We start from the raw sequence: 20,722 nt of genomic DNA on the forward strand, positions 1-20,722 counted from the left end.
GAAGAGAATTAGACTGGTGGCTGCAGCACCGAAGCTCGGCATCGGGCGGGGTCATCCTGTCCCCCGCCCGGTCCCCGCTGAGAAGACGAGTCCGAACGATACGAAGAGCATGCCTGATCCCAGCCAACTCACGCAGTTCCCGCGGCCCTCGGTCGCGGTCGACACCGCGGTCCTCTGCCCCGTGCCCGGCCGTGGCCTGCATGTTCTCATGACCCATCCCGGCGACGGGGTGTGGCAGCTGCCCGGGTCGATTCTGCGTCCGCAGGAACGCCTCGCCGAGGCGGTCGCCCGCTGTCTGCGCGAGAAGGCCCGGTTGGTCGACCGCGCCCCCGTCCAGCTGCACGTGTTCGACCAGCCCGACCGCGATGATCGCGGCTGGGTGATCTCCGTGGCTCATCTCGACGTGCTCTCCGCCTCCGATGTCGGACTCGCCGAGGAGGGCGATCCCACCGAGGCGGCCGTGCCGGATGCTGCGACCGAGGGAGCCCAGACGTCCCCCACCGAGGCAGCCCTCCCCGAGGCCGCCGACCCTGAGTCTGCGGAGTCGGATTCCGATCACCCGGACTCCCCCGTCCACAGCCGGAAGCTCGTGCCCGTCCACGATGTCGGTGAGCTCAGTGCCGAACATCAGGAGATCGTGCGCGTGGCCGTGCACCGCCTGCGGGCCTTTCACGAGCGCACCCCGGATCCCTTCGGGCTGCTGGAGCAGGAGTTCTCGCTGCGGCAGCTGCGCGAACTCCATGAGATCGTCGCCGGGGAGAGCCTGCAGGCCGATACGTTCCGTCGCACCATGCTGCCTCTGCTCGATCCCACCGGGGAGGCCGTCAGCCAGGGACGAGGTCGTCCGGCGCAGACATTCACCCGGCGCTCGGCTCTGGCGCTGCGCGCCGACACCCGGATCCAGGCGCCCGATGGGGCCGATGCGGGCGTGCACTCATCGGGCACGCACACTGCCGATACCCGCCCTGCCGGCCCGAATTCTCCGGACGGTCATCGCTGATGACCGAGATCAACCGAGATGCGGCCAAGCACATGCGCGTCGACGTGTGGCTGTGGACGACGCGGATGTTCAAGACCCGCAACCTCGCCACTCAGGCGTGTCGTGGCGGGCATGTGCAGGTCGACGGTCAGCGGGTCAAGGCCGCGCAGAAAGTGACGATCGGCCAAGAGGTGCGGGTGCGCAAGGCCGGGTCCGAGTTCATCTGGAGGATCACCGGGTTCATCCCCACCCGGATGCAGGCCAGTGTGGCCGTACAGTGCTATGAGGACCTCACTCCCCCGCCCGATCCCGCGCTGCGCGGCTTCGTGCCCCGGCGCGACAAAGGGCTGGGGCGTCCGACGAAGAAGGACCGCCGGGAGATGGAGAAGTTCCTCGGCGATCTGGCCAAGCCCCGGTCGCGCAACCGCCGCGACTGATTCGCCGAGCGCTCACGTCACCGCCGACCGTTCACTGCAGAACTCCCCCTGCCCGCCGAGAGCTCACGTTGCCGCCGACCGCTCACCGCATAACGTGATACAGCGACGGCAACTCGAGCGGTCGGTGAGATCTTCCAATACCTGAACGTCCGAGCGCTCAGTACATGACGGTGGCGAAGGTGCCGACCTGTTCGAAGCCGACGCGGGCGTACATGCGCAGCGCCGTCTCGTTGTAGTCATTGGCATACAGGCTCACCGTGGAATGGCCTTTGTCGCGGGTGCGCTGGACGACCGCGGCCATGCCCGCAGCCCCGAGCCCCTGATTGCGCACTGCAGGATGGACCCACACCCCTTGGACCTGGACGATGCGGCGAGCGCGGATGCCGATATCGGCCTTGAACAGCACCTGTTCGTCCTGCTCCCTCGCCGGCCACCTCGGCACCGCGCCTCCTTGGGGCAGGCGCGCAGAGATCCGGGCATAGCAGTTCTTGCCGCGGATGATCCCGCGCACTCGCGACAGGTACCCGGCGGTGCCGTCCTCGATCGGTGAGAATCCGACCTCTTTGGTGAACATGTCCACACTGGCGGGAAACACCGCGCCCAGGTCGTCGAGGGTCACCCGATGCACATGCTCGTCGGGGGTGACCTGCGGGTCGGAACTGATGGCCAGCAGAGGCTGCCGTTCGCGCACTCCCCGCGGACGCCCCCAATTGAGTCGCTGCTGGAGGTCGAGGATGACCGACCGGTTGCCGATGAGCGAGCAGGACACACGACCGTCGGCATTGAGCTTGCGGGCAAGCACTTCGTTCGTCGCCGGAGTCGCCGCGACCGGGATGATGTTGCCGCCCACCCAGTAGGCGGCGACTGGCCGGTCACCGTCGAAGATTCCGTACAGCGTGCCGGCCGGAGAGCCCAGACGGGCGGTACCTGTGACTTCGAGCAGGGAGATGAGGTAGACGTTCTCACAGGGATTGCGCGCAAGCAGGTCCGTCAGCCACCGGGTGTGCTGATGTTCCAGTCGTGCGATCCTCAGCGCCATGTGCCCCTGAACTCTTTCTCAGCCGTCAGCATGGGCCGATGAGTGGACCATGTATCTGTTCGTCCTCACAAGGTATCGCACCTACCCGACGGTGACTTCAGGCGGCCCCGACGCAGCACCGGATGGCTGCCCCGCGGCCTCCTCGGCGATGCGGTTGGCCTCGTGGATGAGGGTCTCGACGATCTCGGATTCGGGCACGGTTCGGATGACCTCACCCTTGACGAAGATCTGCCCTTTGCCGTTGCCGCTGGCCACACCGAGGTCGGCGTCTCGGGCCTCACCGGGGCCGTTGACCACGCAGCCCATGACGGCCACCCGCAGCGGCACCTCCATGCCTTCGAGTCCGGCGGTGACGCGTTCGGCCAGCGTGTACACGTCGACCTGCGCACGCCCACAGGACGGGCAGGAGACGATCTCGAGCTTCCGGGGCCGCAGGTTGAGGGATTCGAGGATCTGGTTGCCGACCTTGACCTCCTCGGCCGGAGGAGCCGACAGGGAAACGCGGATGGTGTCCCCGATCCCCTCGGCCAGCAGGTGGCCGAAGGCGGTGGCGGATTTGATCGTGCCCTGGAAGGCCGGCCCCGCCTCGGTGACGCCGAGGTGCAACGGCCAATCGCCGCGCTCGGCGAGCAGCTCGTAGGCGCGGACCATGATCACCGGGTCGTGGTGTTTGACGGAGATCTTGAAGTCATAGAATCCGTGTTCTTCGAACAGGGACGCCTCCCACAAGGCGGATTCGACGAGCGCTTCGGGCGTGGCCTTGCCGTATCTGTCCATCAGCCGTTTGTCGAGGGAGCCGGCGTTGACGCCGATGCGGATGGACACGCCCGCCGCGGCGGCAGCCTTCGAGATCTCTCTGACCTGGTCGTCGAACTTGCGGATGTTGCCGGGGTTGACGCGCACGCCCGCACAGCCGGCGTCGATGGCGGCGAAGACGTATTTGGGTTGGAAGTGGATGTCGGCGATGACGGGGATCTGGGACTTGCCGGCGATGATCGGCAGCGCCGCGGCGTCGTCGGCGGTCGGGCAGGCCACGCGCACGATATCGCAGCCGGCGGCGGTGAGTTCGGCGATCTGCTGCAGGGTGCCGTTGATGTCCGTCGTCTGCGTCGTCGTCATCGACTGCACGCTCACCGGGGATTCGGACCCCACCCCCACTTTTCCGACGTTGATCTGCCTCGTCTTCCTCCGCGGAGCGAGCACGGGAGGCGGTGGCGCGGGCATTCCGAGATTGACCGATGTCACGAAGGATCCCTTCAGTCAGGCTGGTGACCAGCCACAATGTCCGAGCCGGCGCCGATGCGGGACCCGGATTGTGCGAACCATCACCATTGTAGGACCTCGCACTGACACACGGCTGTCTGTCCGCGGAGCGCAATCGGAAATCGCCTTCGTGTCACCGGCTGACGGTAGTGTGAAGGTGACCTGCCATCGGCACGAAGGAGCAGCCCTGTGAGCACACCCGGATTCGTCGAACCCGATGTCGAGGCGATGTCTGCGGCTCTCGATGCCGCAGCACAGCAGCTCGACGACCAGGGTGGATCCCTGGCGTGGGGAATCTTTCGCCGAGGCGGCCCTGCCCAAACCGTCAACGCCGACGTGCCGTACCGGATCGCCTCGATGACGAAGTCCTTCACCGCCGCGGCCATCGGGGGCCTCGCCGCCGACGGACTCGACCTCGACGCTCCCTTCTCTGCCCTGCTCCCCGAATTGGCAGGTACGGCCATCGCCGACCGCACCTGCCGGCAGGCCCTGACGATGAGCACCGGTTTCACCAAGGACGACCCGTGGGCCGACAGGATGGAGGCGATGACTCCGGCCGAGCTCACCGACTGGCTGCACCGCGGCGCCATCGCCTGCGCCCCAGCCGACACCGGCTATGAGTATTCGAACCTCGGCTATGCGCTTCTCGGCATGGTCGCCGAGGCGGTCACGGGCAGACCGTTCACCGAACTCGTGGCCGCGGAGATCGTCGGACCCCTGACGCTCACGCGCACGGGTTTCGACCACACCGACTTCCCGGACCTGGCGCCCGGTCACCGAGTCGATCTGGGCGGTGGCCTCCACCCGGCCGAACTCACCGGGCCCGGGGTCTTCTCCCCCATCGGCGGGATCATCTCCACCGTCAACGACATCGGCACATGGATGGGCGCGCATCTCGACGCCCTCGAACGCATTGACTCCGACGCTCCCGGGTCCCTGTCACGGATACTGACCGACGACCAGCAGCCACGAAGGACCATGGAGATCCAGACGAGCGACCATCACGCGGAGTCGCTCAGCTACGGGCACGGGCTCGAGACTCGACTGGACACGCGCTTCGGCCGAGTCGTCTGCCATTCCGGCGGCTACCCCGGGTACGGCTCACATATGCGCTGGTTCCCCGACCTGGGGCTGAGCCTCGTCGTCCTCGGCAACACCACGTACTATCCGGCGCAGCGTGTGGTCCAAAATGCGCTCGACCTCGGGTGGGCGGCGGCCACGGGACAACAGGGCATACGGCTGGAACGGCGGACCACCTCGGCGCCGGTGCCCCGCTACTCTGCGGGCCGAGCCCAGATCGACACCGTGATGGCCGCGGCCAACCTCGTCAATGACTTCGACGACACCGTCGCCGAGGAGATCTTCGGGGTGAACGTGGACCTCGACGAACCCCGTGACGAGCGGCGGGAGCGCTTCGCCCGGTGGCGGGCGGAGAAGCAGCTCGACCGTCCCTTCGCCGAGGCGGACCTCGAGATGGTCTCCCCACTGCGCGGAGTGGTCACGGTGCCGGGCACAGCCGAGGCGAAGTCCACGATCATGGTCGGGCTCAATCACCTCGGCGAGGTCCAGGCGATCACCCTCAGTTCCTGAGTTCGACAGCCCGCGTCGGAACGGCCCGACCTACCCGCCGGAGTTGAAGATCGCGTCGAGGGTGATGGGCTTGACGAGATCGACGTAGACGAGCAGCGCCGTCATGCACAGCATCAGTCCGATGCACGCGTACGTCAGCGGCAGCAGCTTCGCGGTGTCGAAGGGACCGACCAGCCCGCGCCCGCGCCACCGGTTGATCCGGCGGCGGGCGCCTTCGTAGAGGCCCACGGCGATGTGTCCGCCGTCGAGCGGCAGCAGCGGGATCATGTTGAACGCGAAGAGGAAGATGTTGAGCGAGCCGAGCATGCCCAGCCCCATCTGCGCCTTGTCGACGACGTCGATCTGGTCGGTGGACACGATCTCGCCGGCGATGCGGCCGACGCCGACCATGCCGACGAGTCCCTCGGCATCGCGGTCCTTCGTCCCGACGGCCACCTCGCCGATATCGACGAGTTTGACCGGCAGCGTCAGGATCGCATGGAAGACTCCCGAGACTTGGTCCCACACGGCGCCGGGGAACTCATTGAGCGGCAGGGACTGACGTTCCTGGACCGGTCCGACGCCGAAGAATCCCTGGGTCTCGGTCTGCGGGGTCCCGTCCGGGTTGAGCACGGTCTTGCCCGCGTCGTCGACCTTCGGCCGTTCGGTGGCGATGATCGGCACCGTCACCGTCTGGGCCTGACCGTCGCGGATGAAGTCGACGTCGACGCGTTCACCGGCATGGTCCTTGATGACCGAGGACAGCTGGTCCCAGTCCTTCGTCTCGACGCCGGCAATCGCGGTGATCTCGTCACCCGGTTTGATCCCGGCCTCCCACGCGGGAGTGAGCTGATCGTCGTCACGGCAGGTGTTCTGTTCCGAGGCGGGACGCTGCTGCGCTTCGGAAGCGGGCACCGCACATTCGACGACGGTCTGGACGGTCGTCGTCGGAGTGATCACACCGATGCCCAGCAGCGAGATCGCCATGATGAGGATGCCCAGAACGAGGTTGACGAAGGGACCCGAGAACATGACGACGAGCCGTTTGGGCACGCTGAGCGCATAGAACGTCCGGTGCTCCTCCCCCGGCTCGATCTCCTGATTCGAGAACTCCCGGGCATCGGCCATCGTGTCCTCGAACAGCCGCCCCTTCCGTTTCTTCCGGTCCCGGCGCAGCGGTGCGGCATCACCGTCATCCATCCCCCCGCCGAGGCGGCCCGACGTTCCGTCGACCCCGCCGTCGACTCCGCCGTTGACTCCGCCGTTGACTCCGCCGTCGGCGACGATGCCGGCGGCACCGCCTTTCCCTCCAGCGGCGGCTGTCTCATGGCGAGCTTTCGTGGCCTCTTCCGGCGGGTACATTCCCGGCATCGCAATGAACCCGCCGAGGGGGAACGCTTTGATGCCGTATTCGGTCTCACCGCGCCGGAAGGAGAACAGGGTCGGTCCGAAGCCGACCATATAGTGCGTGACTTTCACCCCGAACTTCTTCGCCGGAGTGAGGTGGCCGAGTTCGTGCAGCGCAATCGAGATCGAGATGCCGATGAGGAACAGGATGATCCCGACGATGTAGAGCACAACGGTCATCGGCGGTCCCCCTTCTGTTCGGCGACATCAGTGCGAGCGAAGTCCCTGGCCCAGGCGTCGGCGGCCAACACGGTCTCCACCGTGTGTTCGGCCGCAGGTTCGTGGGCTGCCAGGGCCCGGGCCAGACCTTTATCGATTCCGGTGAAGGCGATGTCACCGGCGATGAACGCGGCGACGAGTTCCTCATTGGCGGCGTTGAGCACCGCCGGGTAGCTGCGCCCCTTCTTACCGGCGTCGATGGCCAGGCCGAGCGCGGGAAAGGCGAGATGGTTGACCGGTTCGAACGACCAGTGCATGGGCTGACCCCAATTGTGCGGGACGGCTCCCGAGGTCAGTCGCTTCGTCGTCCCGTCGTCCTGGGTGCCCAGAGCATAGGAGATCGGCAGGCGCATATCCGGTGGTGAGATCTGCGCGATCGTCGAGGCATCGCTGAACTCGACCATCGAATGGATCTGCGACTGCGGATGGACGACGACTTCGATGTGGTCGAAGTCGATGTCGAAGAGCAGGTGGGCTTCGATGACTTCGAGGCCTTTGTTGACCAGGGTCGCCGAGTTGATGGTGATCATCGCCCCCATCGACCATGTGGGGTGGTTGAGCGCCTGGGCGGGAGTGACCCGACGCAGGGCATCGCGGGTCATTCCGCGGAACGGTCCGCCCGACGCGGTGATGATGAGCTTGCTGACTTCCCCGTGCGTGCCGGCGCGCAGCGCCTGGGCGATGGCGGAATGCTCACTGTCGACCGGCACCAGCCGCGCCCCGGAGGCACGAGCGGCGTCGAGGACGATGGACCCGCCGATGATGAGGGATTCCTTGTTCGCCAGGGCCACATCCGTGCCGCGTTCGAGGGCGGCCAGGGTCGCGCCGAGACCGGCGGCACCGGTGATCGCGTTGAGGACCATGTCCGCGGCCAAACGTGCGACCGCCTCGGCGGCGTCGTCACCGAGGTGGATGGCGTCGACGGGATCGGTGATCCCCCGCTCGGCAGCCAACTCGGTCAGTCGCGCACGCACCTCGGTCTCGCCGCCGGCAGGAGGAGTGGTGAGCCCGATGACGGGAACGTGGAAATCGAGGGCCTGCTCGAGCAGAAGGTCGAGCTGGGAACCGGCGGCCAAGCCGACGATCGCGTGCTCGTCCCGGTGTTCGGCAAGGACGTCAAGGGCCTGGGTGCCGACCGAACCGGTTGAGCCGACTACAATGAAACCACGTTTACTCACGCCAACCGATGATGCCAAAGTTCTCTGGGAAATGACTCGACACGTTCGTGTGTGTCGCTTCGATCTCCGCCCAGGGAGCCGCGGAAATCTTGTGGTTCGGATGCGTCGGTTGTCCACCGCGCTCCGGTGAAAACAGTGAGTGAGAAGAATCAATGGCGAAAGAGATGGATATGAGCACAACGCTGAGCCCTGACGACATTCTTGGACTGGATTCGGTCTTCGAACCCGATGACCTCGAATTCGCATCGATCGTGAAGAAGTGGCTGGACGAGAACGTCCGGGAGAAGATCGGCGACTACTTCCTCGACGCCACCATCCCCGCTCGCGAACTGGCCGAAGGACTCGGCGAGCTCGGTCTGCTCGGCATGCACCTCGACGGCTACGGCTGCGGCGGTTCGACGGCGACTCAGTACGGACTGGCCTGCCGGGAGCTCGAAGCCGTCGACTCCGGTCTGCGGTCGCTCGTGTCCGTGCAGGGGTCGCTGGCCATGTTCGCCATCCACCATTGGGGTTCGGAGGCGCAGAAGGAAGAATGGCTGCCGAAGATGGCCGCCGGCAAGGCCATCGGCTGCTTCGGTCTGACCGAACCCGATGTCGGCTCCGACCCGTCGGGGATGAAGACGACCGCGAAGAAGGACGGATCCGACTGGATCCTCAACGGCGCGAAGATGTGGATCACGAACTCCCCGGTCTCCGACGTCATGGTCGTGTGGGCCAAGACCGAGGAGGTCGATGGCTTGGGTAAGAACGTCGTCCGCGGCTTCGTCGTCCCCTCGAACACCGAGGGTGTGCAGACCCCGGAGATCCACCGCAAGATCTCGCTGCGCGCATCCATCACGGGTGAGATCGTCCTCGACAACGTCCGCCTGCCCGAGGATGCGATGCTGCCGAAGGCCAAGGGACTCAAGGGCCCCCTGTCCTGCCTGTCCGAGGCTCGCTACGGAATCGTCTTCGGTGTCACCGGCGCGGCCCGTGATGCCCTGCTCTCCGCACTGGAGTACACCGGCACCCGCGTGCAGTTCGATCGTCCGCTGGCCTCGTTCCAGATCACTCAGCAGAAGCTGGCGAAGGCCTTCGGCCAGTATTCGCAGATCACTCTGCTCGCCGCGCATCTGGGCAAGCTCAAGGACTCGGAGAAGGGTGTCCGTCCGGAGCAGATCAGCCTGGGCAAGATGGTCAATGTCGATACCGCGATGAACGTCTGCCGTGACCTGCGCGCCCTGTTCGGCGGGTCGGGCATCACAAGCGAGTACCCGCCGCTGCGTCACGCGGTGAACCTCGAGACCGTGCTCACCTACGAAGGCACCCATGAGGTGCACCAGCTGACCCTGGGTCGGACGATGACCGGAATCAACGCCTTCGCGAACTGAGCTTCAGCTCCTGGGGTGGGCCGGGTACCGGCGGCACCCACCCACCGACTGGCTCAAAGTGCGCGCGCGGCCCTAATGCACTGCACGGACACTTTGAGCCAGTCGGTACGCAGCCGGCCGTTGTCAGTTCCAGTGGCCCCGGCGCAGTTCGAGGACGGCCGTGTGGTCATCCTCGCCGAGGTGGCTCCGGGCTGCCAGCCCCCGCTCGGTGGCGAACCCTGTGGCCTCGGCAGCCTGATCCTGCCCGAGTTCGATGAGCAGCACACCGTAAGGGGCCAGCCAGTCGAGTGACTCCGTGATGAGTCGGCGCACGGGGCCGAGTCCGTCGGGTCCGCCGAAAAGAGCGGTGCGCGGTTCGAAGTCGAGTGCCTCATGGGGCAGAAAATCGGCCGCCGTTTCAGGAACGTAGGGCGGGACGGCCGCGATCACCGAGATCGACCGGTGCAGTGTGTCGGGCAGTCCGTGCAGACAGTCGAGGACATGCCCCGTCACGGTGGTGCCGGACCCCAGTGCCGGCACTGATTCGCCTGCCCGGCCGAACTCCCCCGTGTGAACACAGCTTTCGGCATTCCCCACCGCACAACCCACAGCCTCCGCCTGCGCATCACCGAGGTGAATATCGACTCCCGGCACGGACGCGGCCACCGCCGAGGCGACCGGTCCGACCCCGCAGAACGCTTCGAGCACAACAGGTCGCACTGCCGCGACGCCGGCTTCTGCTTCTGCCCCGTTCCCTCGGTTGGTCTCCGGCCTGTTCCCTCGCGAGTCCACCATCCGCTGAACCGCGGACACCGCGTCCGTCGCGAGCAGAGCGGTCCGCTGCCGCGGCACGAACACTCCGGGCTCAACGTTCAATCGCAAGCCCGCAAAATCGACCCAACCGACGATCTGCTCGAGGGGTTCGCCGGCAACGCGACGAGCCACCAGCTCACCGAGTCTCGGCGCAGCATGAGCGCCAGCAGACCCGTCGACAGCGGGCCCGTCGCCGACAGGCCCGTCGACCGTGGGCGAGTCGACAGCAGACGCGGTCGCTGCCTCGAGGAGGATCGCCGCTTCGTCTTCGGCGAAGACACAGCCGGCCGCGCGCAGGGCAGCCACCGTCTGGGCAGCCACCGTCTCAGCCGAACGCAGATCAGCAGACCGCGGGTCCGCAGGCCGCGGGTCCGCAGAGTTCGGATCGTCGACACCATCATCGGTGTCGAAGCCCCCAGACGTCCGGGGCTCAGGAAGCAGAGAGGACCTCGGTGCGGTACCAGTCGAGGCTCGAACTCGCCTCAAGATCACCGTCGTCGGTGAGCACCAGCGTGCGCTGCGGGTCGAGCGGCACCACGGCGGCGAATTCGACGCGGGAGTCGCGCATCGCCTGGTCGAGGTTCGCGGTTTCAGACCCGATCGTGACTCCGACGCCTTCGAAGCGCGACCGGGTGACCCGCACGGAGGCACGCCCCGGTTCGATCGGTGTGTCTTCGATGGCGTGGAGAACCACCAGGTCTGAAGCAGAGTCAGACACAGCCCCTGCCCGCAGATCCACGACGAGCCCGATCCGGGCGGCGGCAAGAACACCGAGCGCCCGCGCCAGCGGCGGGACATCCTCGGCGAAGGTGAGCCGGGTTCCGGATTCGGGAACGACACCCATGGCGCGCAGCACTCCGGCGAGCTTCGAACTGCGGTCGAGCACCTCGGCGCGGTCGAGCTCGACCGGAACGGACAGGGCCTTGATCAGGCGGGGATCGGTGACTTCACGACCGTCGACGAGCGGTTTCTCCGGTGCCGGACCGGTCAGCACGACGTCCTCGGCCCGGCCCATTGCGATCGGGAAGTCGAGGAGTTCGTACACCGGGTTGAGCGTGCCGGGATCGGTCGCGGTCGGAACCGCGAAGTAGTGGAAATCAGTCAACGGAGGCCATCACTTCGACGACACGGTCGATGAACGCATCGACCTGGTCCTCGTTGTACGCCTTCTTGCCTTTCGCGGTCTTGAACAGCACGCGGCGGACCTGGTCGACGCTCATCGCCACGCCCTGCGTGAAGTACGAATTGACCTTGTCGCACATGTCGTCGACCTGGGTGATGTCGTAGCCGATGACTCCGGGAGGCGGGTTGTCGAAGCGCTCCCCGGGCTCACGGACCAGGCGTCCCCGCAGGGACGCGGCCACACGGGTGAGTTCGGAGACCCAGGCGTCCTGACCGGACTGCGCGATGAGGCGGTCGCGGGCCTGCTTGGCGAATGCGTCTTCGAGACGATCGAGCGCGGCATCGACGACGGCGACGTGATAGCCCTTGCGGACGAGGTCGAAGCCGACCGTGCGCACCGCCCGGGAGTCGAGGTCGCCGGGCTGCGGCGTCGGCCGTTCGAAGGACTCACGTGCACGTTTGAAGAAGCTGTCGACCTGCTTGGGGTCGTATCCGTTCTTCCATCCGGACATTCGAGGGAAAGTCGTGTCCGCCATGTCTCCTCCAGAAGCGAGTGGCTGTGGTGTTTCCACCATGATAGATGGAAGCCGCAGAAATTGCGTGGCCGCGGTCGGCGGGTGCCGATCCGGGCGTCGATCAGTCGGCTGCGGCGAGCTGTCCGCAGGCGCCGTCGATGTCGGAGCCGCGGGTATCGCGGATCGTCGTCGGAATGCCCTGATCGATGAGGCGGTGGACGAATTCGTCGGCGACGTCCGGTTCGGAGGCCGTCCACACCGACCCCGGGGTCGGGTTGAGCGGGATCGGGTTGACGTGGACCCAGCCGCGTCCGCGGGCGTTGAGTTTCTTCGCCAGCAGTTCGGCACGCCAGGCGTGATCGTTCATATCCTTGATGAGCGCGTATTCGATGCTCACCCGCCGTCCGGTCACCTGGTAGTAGTTATAGGCGGCGTCGATGGCCTCGTCGGCCTTCCACCGTGTGTTGACCGGGATCATCTCATCGCGCAGCTCGTCATCGGGCGCGTGCAGGCTGAGTGCGAAGGTGACGGGGATGTCCTCGGCGGCGAGTTTGTTGATGCCGGGCACGAGCCCGACCGTGGAGATCGTGATCCGCCTGGCCGACATGCCCAGCCCTTCGGGGCTCGGTCCGACGAACCGGCGAACCGCGTTCATCACGCGCTTGTAGTTGGCCAGGGGTTCGCCCATGCCCATGAACACGATGTTCGAGACCCGTTCGGGTCCCTTCGCCGAGGCGGCCGTCGCCTCCGGGTCGAACGCGGACTCCCCCGCCGCATCGTCATCGTCGGCTTCCGCACCGAGCGCGGTCTCGCCGGCACCGGGCATATCCGACGTCGGAGCCTCGGAGAGCTCACCGGCGGCGATGACCTGGTTGGCCCGGACGACCTGCTCGACGATCTCGGCCGTGGACATGTTCCTGGTCAGGCCCTGCTGGCCGGTGGCGCAGAACGGGCAGTTCATTCCGCAGCCGCACTGGCTGGACACGCACAGGGTGACACGGTTGCGATAGCGCATGAGCACGGATTCGACGAGAGCGCCGTCGAAGAGCCGCCACAGGAATTTGATGGTGTCGCCGTTCTCGGTGCGCAGGCGGCGCACCTCGGTGAGCAGGTGCGGGAAGAACCGTTCCTGGATCTCTGCCCGCTTGTCCTTGGGCAGGTCCGTCATCGCCTCGGTGTCGGTGACGTAGTGGCTGAAGTAGTGGGTGGAGATCTGCTTGGCCCGGAAGGCGGGCAGCCCCATCTCTGTGACCGCGGCGATGCGTTCGTCCATCGTCATATCGGCCAGATGCTGAGGCGGCTGCTTGACCCGTGCGGACTTGAAGTTGAGGAGGGGACGGCCATCGCGCATCGGGGTCTTCGATGTCGTGCCGTCGGCATGTTCGACGACGGGCCTGGTCTGCCTTCTGCCTGCTTGAGAACTCACACGGCCATTGTCTCATGTTCGCCGCGCGCCTGTCGTGTGCGAGCCGCCACGTCGGGCGGTCGGCTCGGATCGCTCGGTTCGCGCGGTGTCGATCAGCCGCCTCGGCGGGCGGTGCCGAACCCAGCGGGCCGGAGGACGCCTGCACGATCAGCCGCCTCGGCGATCAGCTCAGAGGTAGCCGGGCAGGACCGAGAAGAGGACGAGCGCGACGGGGGCTGTCGGCAGGATCGAGTCGAGGCGGTCCATCACACCGCCGTGGCCGGGCAGCAGGGTGCCCATGTCCTTGAGTTCGAGGTCGCGCTTGATCATCGATTCGCTGAAGTCGCCGAGGGTGGCGAACGCGGGAATCACCGCGCCGATGACCAGCCCGGTCCAGAACGGAGCGCCGACGACCGTGACCGCCAGGATCGTCGCGACCGCTGCGGCGAAGACCGTGGAGCCGAGGTAGCCCTCCCAGGACTTCTTCGGAGAGATCCGCGGAGCGATGGGGTGTCTGCCCCACAGCACGCCGAAGACGTAGCCGCCGGTGTCGGAGGCGACGACGGAGGCGAGGAAGATGATGACGTAGAAGTTGCCGTCCGGCTGGGTGAGGATGTAGACGATGAAGCAGGCCATGAGGCCGACGTAGGTGAGAGCGAAGAGGGAGAGCGAGACGTCTTTGACTGCGTTCTTCCGGCGCTCGACCATCGTGAAGAGCATGACTGCTCCGGCGCTGGCGGCGAAGGTGACCCAGAGTGCTTCACGGCCGCCGATGAAGGTGGCGACGACCATGCAGGCGGCCGACACCATGGTGGGTACGCGGGAGACCAGGGAGCCGGACCGTGACAGCGCGTTCGCCAGCTCCCACATGGCGGCGACGATGCCGACGAGGACGATGAAGAGGAAGGAGATCGGCAGGAAGATCAGGGACGCGAGCACCACGCCGCCGATGAGCAGTCCCATGCCGATTGCGGCCGGCAGGTTGCGTCCGGCCCGGCCGTAGTCCTTCGGTTCCGGTTCGGCTTCGGCGGCAGCCGCCTCGGCGGTGGGATTCGACTCCGGATCGTCGGGCGAATACGGCTTGTCCGAATTGCGCAGGTCTCGTCGTTTGGGGAAAGGGGTCTCAACCCGCGCGGCCTCGCCTGACTGATCCGGCTCCCCGAGGGGAGCCGGATCAGTCGCGGGGCTGTCGGACCCAGTCACGGCGATCATCAGACCTCGAGCAGCTCTGCTTCCTTCTGCGCAAGCAGCTTGTCGACGTTGTCGACCTTGCTCTTCGTCAGATCGTCGAGCTCGGAGATGCTGCGAGTGACCTCGTCCTCACCGGCCTCGCCGTCCTTCTTGATGCGTTCGAGCGCCTCCTTGGCGTGACGGCGGATGTTGCGGATGGAGACCTTGCCGTCTTCGGCCTTGCCCTTGACGATCTTGACGTACTCCTTGCGGCGTTCCTCGGTGAGGTCCGGGAGGACGACGCGGATGACGTTGCCGTCGTTGGCAGGGTTCGCGCCGATGTCGGAGTTGCGCAGAGCGGTCTCGATATCGGTCAGCGTGCCCTTGTCGTAGGGGGTCACGAGGATCGTGCGAGCCTCGGGCGTCTGGAACGAGGCGAGCTGCTGCAGCGGCGTCGGAGCACCGTAGTAGTCGATCTCGATATCGGCGAACAGTGCGGGATTGGCGCGGCCGGTGCGGATCGACGCGAAGTCCTCCTGCGTGAATTCGACGGCCTTGTCCATCTTCTCTCTGGCTTCGGCCAGTGTCTCTTCAATCACGGTTGCCTCTTTCCATCTCTTAAAGCTTTGGGTTCATTCTATGGGTCAACACTGAAAAATGCCGCACCGCACCATCACAGGAATGTTCTCACCTGCGTTGATGCCAGTCGGCCTGCCGCCACGATCGGGGCGTGCGTCAGTGGACGACCGTGCCGATCTTCTCACCGATGATGGCTTTGCGCAGGTTGGCCTCGCCTTCCATCCCGAAGACGTGCATCGGCAGCTTGTTGTCCATGCACAGGCTGAAGGCGGTCGCGTCGACGACCTTGAGACCGCGCTGCAGGGCGTCCTGGTAGCTGATCTCGGCGATCTTCTCGGCGTTCGGGTCGACCTTGGGGTCGGCCGTGTAGACGCCGTCGACACCGTTCTTGGCGATGAGGACCTCATCGGCGTGCACCTCGAGTGCACGCTGAGCGGCGACGGTGTCGGTGGAGAAGTACGGGAGTCCGGCGCCGGCGCCGAAGATGACGACGCGGTTCTTCTCCATGTGCCGCATGGCGCGGCGGGGAATATAGGATTCGGCGACCTGCGACATCGGGATCGCGGTCTGCACGCGGGTGTCGACGCCCGCCTGTTCGAGGAAGTCCTGCAGGGCCAGACAGTTCATCACGGTGCCGAGCATGCCCATGTAGTCGGCGCGGGTGCGGTCCATGCCGCGCTGTGAGAGTTCGGCTCCGCGGAAGAAGTTGCCGCCGCCGACGACGATGCTGACCTCGACATCCTCGGTGGTGGGTGCGACCTCGCGGGCAACTGCGGCCACGACGTCGGGATCGACGCCGATCTTGCCGCCGCCGAAGACCTCGCCGGAGAGCTTGAGCAGAACGCGGCGGCGGTGCGTCCGGAGGGCTCGGCTGGCATAGCTGGATTCGTGAACAGGGGTGCTTGTCATGGAGTCCTTCTTCCGTGCGGGCAGGTCTGTACCCGGTGGGATCGTCACTGTGTGCGGGCGTCTGTCTTCGGGTGCCTGTGTTCGGGCGTCTGGGTCAGTCTAGCGAAAAACGGGGTCGGACCGATTGGTCCGACCCCGCTTCGCCGGTGAGTTCTCACTCACTCAGTGAACCTGGGAAGCAGAGATCAGTCTGCTTCACGGTCAGTGGTGCATCAGGCTCCGACGCGGAAGCGCAGGAAGGCGGTGGCCTTGACGCCGGCAGCCTCGAGCACCTTGGCCACGGACTGCTTGGGATCCTTGGCGAATCCCTGGTCGAGCAGGCAGTTCTCCTTGAAGAAGCCGTTGACGCGACCCTCGATGATCTTCGGCAGAGCCTGTTCGGGCTTGCCTTCGTTCTTCGCGGTGTCTTCGGCGATGCGACGCTCGTTCTCGACGAGATCGGCGGGAACGTCTTCGCGGGAGAAGTACTTCGGAGCCATGGCGGCGATGTGCACGGCGACATCGTGTGCCACGGTCTCGTCGTCACCCTCGAATGCCAGCAGTACGCCGACCTGCGGGGGCAGGTCCTTGTTGGTGCGGTGCAGGTAGGAGGCGATCTTGGAGCCTTCGACGCGGCCCACGCGACGCAGTTCGACCTTCTCGCCCAGCGAGGCACCGGATTCGGTGATGAACTGGGAGACGGGCTTGCCGTCGGTCTCGGCGGCGAGCAGCGCTTCGGCCGAATCGGCCTTGTTCGCCACGGCCAGTTCGAGGACCTCTTCGGAGAGCTTGACGAACGGTTCGGACTTCGCCACGAAGTCGGTCTCCGAGTTGAGCTCGATCATGGTGCCGACTCCGCCTTCGACGGAGGTCGCGACCAGACCGTCGGAGGTCGAGCGGCCTTCGCGCTTGGTGGCGCCCTTGAGGCCCTTGATGCGCAGGGCCTCCATGGCCTTCGTCTGGTCGCCGTCGGCCTCGTCGAGAGCCTTCTTGACGTCCATCATTCCGGCGCCGGTCTTCTCGCGCAGTGCCTTGATATCAGCGGCAGTGTAGTTTGCCATTCTTTCTCCTCAGGATGGTGGAGTTAAACGAAATCAGGACTCGGTCGACTCGGTGGAGTCGGCGGCTTCAGTGGCAGGAGCAGCTTCAGCGTTCTCGGCGTCAGCCGCGGGAGCAGCCTCAGCGGCGTCGGCAACCGGAGCGGCAGCCTCGGCGGGCTTCTCTTCGGTCTTGCCTTCGAGGAGCTCGCGCTCCCATTCGGGCATGGGCTCGACGGCGGAGACGTTCTTCTCTCCGCTGGCGTCGTCCGAGGAGTGGCGGGCGATGAGGCCCTCGGCCACGGCGTCGGCGACCACGCGGGTCAGCAGCGAGACCGAGCGGATGGCGTCGTCGTTGCCCGGGATCGGGTAGTTGACGTCGTCCGGGTCGCAGTTGGTGTCGAGGATGCCGATGACCGGGATGCCCAGCTTCTTGGCTTCGTCGACCGCGAGGTGTTCCTTCTTGGTGTCGACGATCCAGACGGCCGACGGGGTGCGCTGCATGTCGCGGATACCGCCGAGGGTCTTCTCGAGCTTGTCCTTCTCGCGACGCAGGATGAGCAGTTCCTTCTTGGTGTGCGAGGAACCTGCAACGTCGTCGAAGTCGATCTCTTCGAGTTCCTTCAGCCGGCGCAGACGCATCGAGATGGTCTGGAAGTTCGTGAGCATACCGCCGAGCCAACGCTGGTTGACGTAGGGCTGGCCCACGCGCTGAGCCTGCTCAGCGATGGATTCCTGGGCCTGCTTCTTGGTGCCGACGAAGAGGATCGAGCCGCCGTGGGCCACGGTCTCCTTGACGAACTCGAAGGCGTTGTCGATGTAGCCCAGCGACTTCTGCAGGTCGATGATGTAGATGCCGTTGCGTTCGGTGAAGATGAAACGCTTCATCTTCGGGTTCCAACGACGGGTCTGGTGTCCAAAGTGTACGCCGCTGTCGAGCAGCTGGCGGATGGTGACGACGGCCATGCCGACGCCCTCCTTTCTGTGCACCCTCGGGGTGCTTTTACGTCACGCGCGCGTCGATCGTTCTCACAGCGAACCTTGAATGGTCCACGTCGATTCGATCGACAGGATGCGTCGATGACATTTTCGGTTGATTCCTGGTACCCGGTTCGTCCGCCCCACAGGCACACCTGACGGTTGCCTGCACCACGGGAAGGAGAAGAATTCGGATACGCGTAGTCAGAAGACACGCTTCTGCTGGTCTTAAGTCTATCCCGGTTGGGCAAGTCATTTCCAATCACGATCGATCCCCCGCCGAGGCGGCCCACCGATCCGGATCATCGCATCGACTCGTGCGTCGACGGGTGTGGATCGCTCGGCGAGTCGAGCGCCGGAGCGCACGGTCCCGATCGTCGTGGGGCGCCGGATCACAGTGGTCTCGGTGCACTCGACCACCGCTTCCTGTGGACTGGCGTGCGACTCGAACGTCGGCGCCTTGTGGATGGACAAGGCCCGTCCACAGGCGTGATGCTCGCGGGTGACACGACCGTGCACGACGGGGTTGCATGCTCCCATGCCTCACATCGCGCTCGACCGCCTCCGCCTGCTGTTCCGCCTCCGGGCGAGACGCTCAAGCCTCGGCTCACCGCAGTCACTGCTTCTTGCCGTGATCGTCGCAGCGGCTCTTGTGCTCACGGGCACTCCCCCGGAGGCGAGCGCCGCCACAGGACCCGCCTCGATTCCTGCGCACAACGACCCGCACAGGAGTGCACCGACCAATTGGCTCACACCGGTGCCGGCGATGGAGATCATCACAGCCTTCGACCCTCCGGATCAGCCGTGGCTGACCGGCCATCGCGGAATCGACGTGCTCGCTGTCGTCGGCGAGCCGCTGCGGGCACCGACGGGAGGGACGATCCGCTTCGCCGGCACGGTCGCGGGGACTGCGACCGTCAGCATTCTCACCGAATCCGATCACGTTCTCACGTTCCAACCGGCCGAATCGTCGTTGGTCAAGGGCGAAGAATTCAAAGCTGGTGAGCAGATCGGCACGGTGGGCAGCGGTGGCCACTGTCAGCGTTCGTGCTTGCATATCGGAGCATGGCCGGCCGCGAGCGAGAAGAGGTACGTCGATCCGGGCAAGTTCTTCGGTCAGGAGAAGTCGGCGCTGCTGCCGCTGTCGCGGAAGCCTGCGAAAGAACCGAGAGGAGGTGGGGGTTCGACCGCCTCCGGTGCCGGAGCGTGGGGTGGTCACAGCAATGGGCGGATTCCCGCCTCGGCGATGTGTGCGTTGGAGTCGGCTCCCGGGCAGATGCTGCGCTGCGATGCTCAAGCGGCTTTCGATCGGCTCTCGACGGCGTTCGAGGCTCGGTTCGGTGCCCCGATCTCGGTCACCGACGCCTACCGGGACTACGCCACGCAGGTGGTCCTCAAACGGCGGAAAGGGCGGATGGCGGCAACACCGGGGACGTCGAATCATGGGTGGGCGCTGGCGGTCGACCTGGGCGGCGGGATCAATTCCTTCGGCACCGCACAGCATCAGTGGATGCGGGCGAATGCGCCGAAGTTCGGGTGGATCCATCCCGGTTGGGCGCGGCGAACGGGGTCGCTGCCCGAGCCGTGGCATTGGGAATTCCGGAAGTAGAGCGCCTCGGTCAGGCCGACGCTTCCGCCATGGCTCTGCCGGCCAAGTGCGTCACGGTGGGTCTCAGGCTCGCGGGTGTGCTCGCCGGTAGGTGTCCTGCAGACGTTGCATGGATACCTGGGTGTAGATCTGCGTGCTGCTCATCGTGGAGTGGCCGAGCAGCTCTTGGATCTGTCGCAGGTCGGCCCCGCGATCGAGCATATGGGTGGCCGCCGAATGCCGCAGACCGTGCGGTCCGATGTCGGGAGCACTGGGGTCGTCGGAGCCGTAGCGGTGAACGAGTTCGCGCACCTGTCGCGCACCGATGCGTCCCCCACGGACGCCGAGGAACAGTGCGTCGCCGCTGTGGGGACCGGCGAACAGGTCGCGGGTGGCGAGCCAGTCGTCGAGGGCTCTGCGTGCCGGGGCGCCGAATGGGACGCGACGTTCTTTGTCGCCTTTGCCGAGCACGGTGATCATCGATGCGCGGTCGTCGATGTCGCTGCGGTCGAGTCCGGTCAGTTCGGAGACGCGGATCGCGGTGGCGTAGAGCATTTCGAGGATCGCGGCATCGCGAATGCGTTTGGCCGCGTCGTACGGGTCGCTCGTGTCCGCGTCGCCCTGTGCGGTGTCGCCCGTCGTGGCGCCGCCAGCCGCCGAATCGCTCGTGTCCGTGCCGCCCTGTGCGGCGTCCGCTGGCCTTCGTCCCGCGCCGGTGTCGCCGGTTCGCTGGCCTTCGGCAGCGGAGATGAGGTCGGCGGCCTGCTGCGGTTTGAGCACCGTGGGCAGCCGGGAGTCCTTCTTCGGAGTCCGCAGACGTGCGGCCGGGTTGTTCGACAGTCCCAGGTTGCTCACGCCGTAGGCGAAGAAGGAGCGAACGGCGGCGATCTTGCGAGCCACCGTCGATTTCGCGGCACCGGCATCGTCGAGGGCGATGAGCCAGGAACGCAGGTCATCGAGTTCGACGGAGGCGAGATCGATGCGTGCGCCGGACGTCGTCGACCGGTGTCCTCCCTCGGTTCCGCGCCGGAGCTTCGTCGAGTGCACGGCGTGGTCGAGGAAGTCGGAGACGTCGGCAACGTAGGCACGTGCGGTGTGTTCGGAGACGTCACGAGACCGCAGGTGGTCGGCATAGCCTGTCACCACCTCGGCGACGGTCGATGATGTGCTCACGTCCCCAGGATACG

General features: G+C 66.0%; 19 protein-coding genes. 5 read left to right on the forward strand and 14 right to left on the reverse strand.

Annotation, left to right across the window (positions count from 1 at the left end):
* Positions 1–16: 16 nt before the first annotated feature.
* Positions 17–1,000 (forward strand): NUDIX hydrolase, encoded by a 984-nt coding sequence (locus AD89_RS18060; protein WP_025777290.1) that lies wholly within the window; start codon positions 17–19, stop codon positions 998–1,000.
* Positions 1,000–1,416 carry an RNA-binding S4 domain-containing protein gene (locus AD89_RS0103850; RefSeq protein WP_025777291.1) on the forward strand — a complete coding sequence of 139 codons (417 nt, stop codon included), beginning with the start codon at positions 1,000–1,002 and terminating at the stop codon, positions 1,414–1,416. Before AD89_RS18060 ends, AD89_RS0103850 begins: the two co-directional genes overlap by 1 nt.
* A gap of 157 nt (positions 1,417–1,573) precedes the next feature.
* Here AD89_RS0103850 and AD89_RS0103855 read toward each other — a convergent pair whose 3' ends face one another.
* Both AD89_RS0103855 and ispG read right to left on the reverse strand, forming a co-directional pair.
* Positions 1,574–2,455 (reverse strand): GNAT family N-acetyltransferase, encoded by an 882-nt coding sequence (locus tag AD89_RS0103855; protein WP_035319829.1) that lies wholly within the window; start codon positions 2,453–2,455, stop codon positions 1,574–1,576.
* An 81-nt stretch (positions 2,456–2,536) separates the two neighbouring features.
* The gene (ispG, locus tag AD89_RS0103860) at positions 2,537–3,700 is read right to left on the reverse strand and encodes a flavodoxin-dependent (E)-4-hydroxy-3-methylbut-2-enyl-diphosphate synthase (RefSeq protein WP_025777293.1); all 1,164 of its coding nucleotides are present in this window, start codon (positions 3,698–3,700) and stop codon (positions 2,537–2,539) included.
* A 207-nt stretch (positions 3,701–3,907) separates the two neighbouring features.
* Between ispG and AD89_RS0103865 the strand changes: the two genes are divergently transcribed.
* On the forward strand, positions 3,908–5,308 hold the full coding sequence (locus AD89_RS0103865) for a serine hydrolase domain-containing protein (protein WP_025777294.1): 1,401 nt from the start codon (positions 3,908–3,910) through the stop codon (positions 5,306–5,308).
* A gap of 30 nt (positions 5,309–5,338) precedes the next feature.
* Here AD89_RS0103865 and AD89_RS0103870 read toward each other — a convergent pair whose 3' ends face one another.
* Entirely contained in the window at positions 5,339–6,874 is a 1,536-nt protein-coding gene (locus tag AD89_RS0103870) for a M50 family metallopeptidase (protein WP_025777295.1), read from the reverse strand.
* A complete protein-coding gene (dxr, locus tag AD89_RS0103875) occupies positions 6,871–8,091 on the reverse strand; it encodes a 1-deoxy-D-xylulose-5-phosphate reductoisomerase (protein WP_025777296.1) in 1,221 nt (406 codons plus the stop codon). The genes AD89_RS0103870 and dxr overlap by 4 nt, the downstream gene beginning before the upstream one ends.
* 170 nt (positions 8,092–8,261) lie before the next feature.
* Between dxr and AD89_RS0103880 the strand changes: the two genes are divergently transcribed.
* Entirely contained in the window at positions 8,262–9,461 is a 1,200-nt protein-coding gene (locus AD89_RS0103880) for an acyl-CoA dehydrogenase family protein (protein ID WP_025777297.1), read from the forward strand.
* Positions 9,462–9,584: 123 nt separating this feature from the next.
* Here the strand turns inward: AD89_RS0103880 and AD89_RS0103885 are convergent, their stop codons facing one another.
* The 9 genes from AD89_RS0103885 to rpsB form a co-directional block, all read right to left on the reverse strand.
* A complete protein-coding gene (locus tag AD89_RS0103885) occupies positions 9,585–10,574 on the reverse strand; it encodes a N5-glutamine methyltransferase family protein (protein WP_025777298.1) in 990 nt (329 codons plus the stop codon).
* Positions 10,575–10,683: 109 nt separating this feature from the next.
* Positions 10,684–11,358, reverse strand: a complete 675-nt coding sequence (locus AD89_RS0103890) for a hypothetical protein (RefSeq protein ID WP_025777299.1) — start codon at positions 11,356–11,358, stop codon at positions 10,684–10,686.
* Positions 11,351–11,911: a DivIVA domain-containing protein gene (locus AD89_RS0103895; RefSeq protein ID WP_025777300.1), complete on the reverse strand. Its 561-nt coding sequence runs from the start codon at positions 11,909–11,911 to the stop codon at positions 11,351–11,353. The genes AD89_RS0103890 and AD89_RS0103895 overlap by 8 nt, the downstream gene beginning before the upstream one ends.
* Positions 11,912–12,011: 100 nt before the next feature.
* The gene (rlmN, locus tag AD89_RS0103900; protein WP_308297929.1) at positions 12,012–13,316 is read right to left on the reverse strand and encodes a 23S rRNA (adenine(2503)-C(2))-methyltransferase RlmN; all 1,305 of its coding nucleotides are present in this window, start codon (positions 13,314–13,316) and stop codon (positions 12,012–12,014) included.
* A 168-nt stretch (positions 13,317–13,484) separates the two neighbouring features.
* Entirely contained in the window at positions 13,485–14,507 is a 1,023-nt protein-coding gene (locus AD89_RS0103905; protein WP_025777302.1) for a phosphatidate cytidylyltransferase, read from the reverse strand.
* Complete coding sequence (frr, locus tag AD89_RS0103910) at positions 14,507–15,064, reverse strand: ribosome recycling factor (protein ID WP_025777303.1); 558 nt, start codon at positions 15,062–15,064, stop codon at positions 14,507–14,509. The genes AD89_RS0103905 and frr overlap by 1 nt, the downstream gene beginning before the upstream one ends.
* 136 nt (positions 15,065–15,200) lie before the next feature.
* The gene (pyrH, locus tag AD89_RS0103915; protein WP_025777304.1) at positions 15,201–15,953 is read right to left on the reverse strand and encodes a UMP kinase; all 753 of its coding nucleotides are present in this window, start codon (positions 15,951–15,953) and stop codon (positions 15,201–15,203) included.
* 212 nt (positions 15,954–16,165) lie between these two features.
* Complete coding sequence (gene tsf, locus AD89_RS0103920; protein ID WP_025777305.1) at positions 16,166–16,993, reverse strand: translation elongation factor Ts; 828 nt, start codon at positions 16,991–16,993, stop codon at positions 16,166–16,168.
* A 33-nt stretch (positions 16,994–17,026) separates the two neighbouring features.
* Positions 17,027–17,935 (reverse strand): 30S ribosomal protein S2, encoded by a 909-nt coding sequence (rpsB, locus tag AD89_RS0103925; RefSeq protein WP_025777306.1) that lies wholly within the window; start codon positions 17,933–17,935, stop codon positions 17,027–17,029.
* 550 nt (positions 17,936–18,485) lie between these two features.
* On the opposite strand from rpsB, the gene AD89_RS18065 reads away from it, so the two are divergent.
* Entirely contained in the window at positions 18,486–19,556 is a 1,071-nt protein-coding gene (locus AD89_RS18065) for a D-alanyl-D-alanine carboxypeptidase family protein (RefSeq protein WP_025777308.1), read from the forward strand.
* A gap of 63 nt (positions 19,557–19,619) precedes the next feature.
* Here AD89_RS18065 and AD89_RS0103940 read toward each other — a convergent pair whose 3' ends face one another.
* Entirely contained in the window at positions 19,620–20,708 is a 1,089-nt protein-coding gene (locus AD89_RS0103940; RefSeq protein ID WP_025777309.1) for a tyrosine recombinase XerC, read from the reverse strand.
* Between the last annotated feature and the right edge of the window lie 14 nt (positions 20,709–20,722).

This window comes from Brevibacterium sp. VCM10 (assembly GCF_000583215.1).
Lineage (GTDB): Bacteria > Actinomycetota > Actinomycetes > Actinomycetales > Brevibacteriaceae > Brevibacterium > Brevibacterium linens.

Bases quoted from the DNA above. Each gene is read 5' to 3' on its own strand.
- AD89_RS0103895 (WP_025777300.1), bottom strand. From the start codon at position 11,911: ATGGCGGACACGACTTTCCCTCGAATGTCCGGATGGAAGAACGGATAC.
- pyrH (WP_025777304.1), bottom strand. From the start codon at position 15,953: ATGACAAGCACCCCTGTTCACGAATCCAGCTATGCCAGCCGAGCCCTC.
- AD89_RS0103855 (WP_035319829.1), bottom strand. From the start codon at position 2,455: ATGGCGCTGAGGATCGCACGACTGGAACATCAGCACACCCGGTGGCTG.
- tsf (WP_025777305.1), bottom strand. From the start codon at position 16,993: ATGGCAAACTACACTGCCGCTGATATCAAGGCACTGCGCGAGAAGACC.
- AD89_RS0103870 (WP_025777295.1), bottom strand. From the start codon at position 6,874: ATGACCGTTGTGCTCTACATCGTCGGGATCATCCTGTTCCTCATCGGC.
- AD89_RS0103880 (WP_025777297.1), top strand. From the start codon at position 8,262: ATGAGCACAACGCTGAGCCCTGACGACATTCTTGGACTGGATTCGGTC.
- AD89_RS0103905 (WP_025777302.1), bottom strand. From the start codon at position 14,507: ATGATCGCCGTGACTGGGTCCGACAGCCCCGCGACTGATCCGGCTCCC.
- AD89_RS0103850 (WP_025777291.1), top strand. From the start codon at position 1,000: ATGACCGAGATCAACCGAGATGCGGCCAAGCACATGCGCGTCGACGTG.
- AD89_RS18065 (WP_025777308.1), top strand. From the start codon at position 18,486: ATGCCTCACATCGCGCTCGACCGCCTCCGCCTGCTGTTCCGCCTCCGG.
- rpsB (WP_025777306.1), bottom strand. From the start codon at position 17,935: ATGGCCGTCGTCACCATCCGCCAGCTGCTCGACAGCGGCGTACACTTT.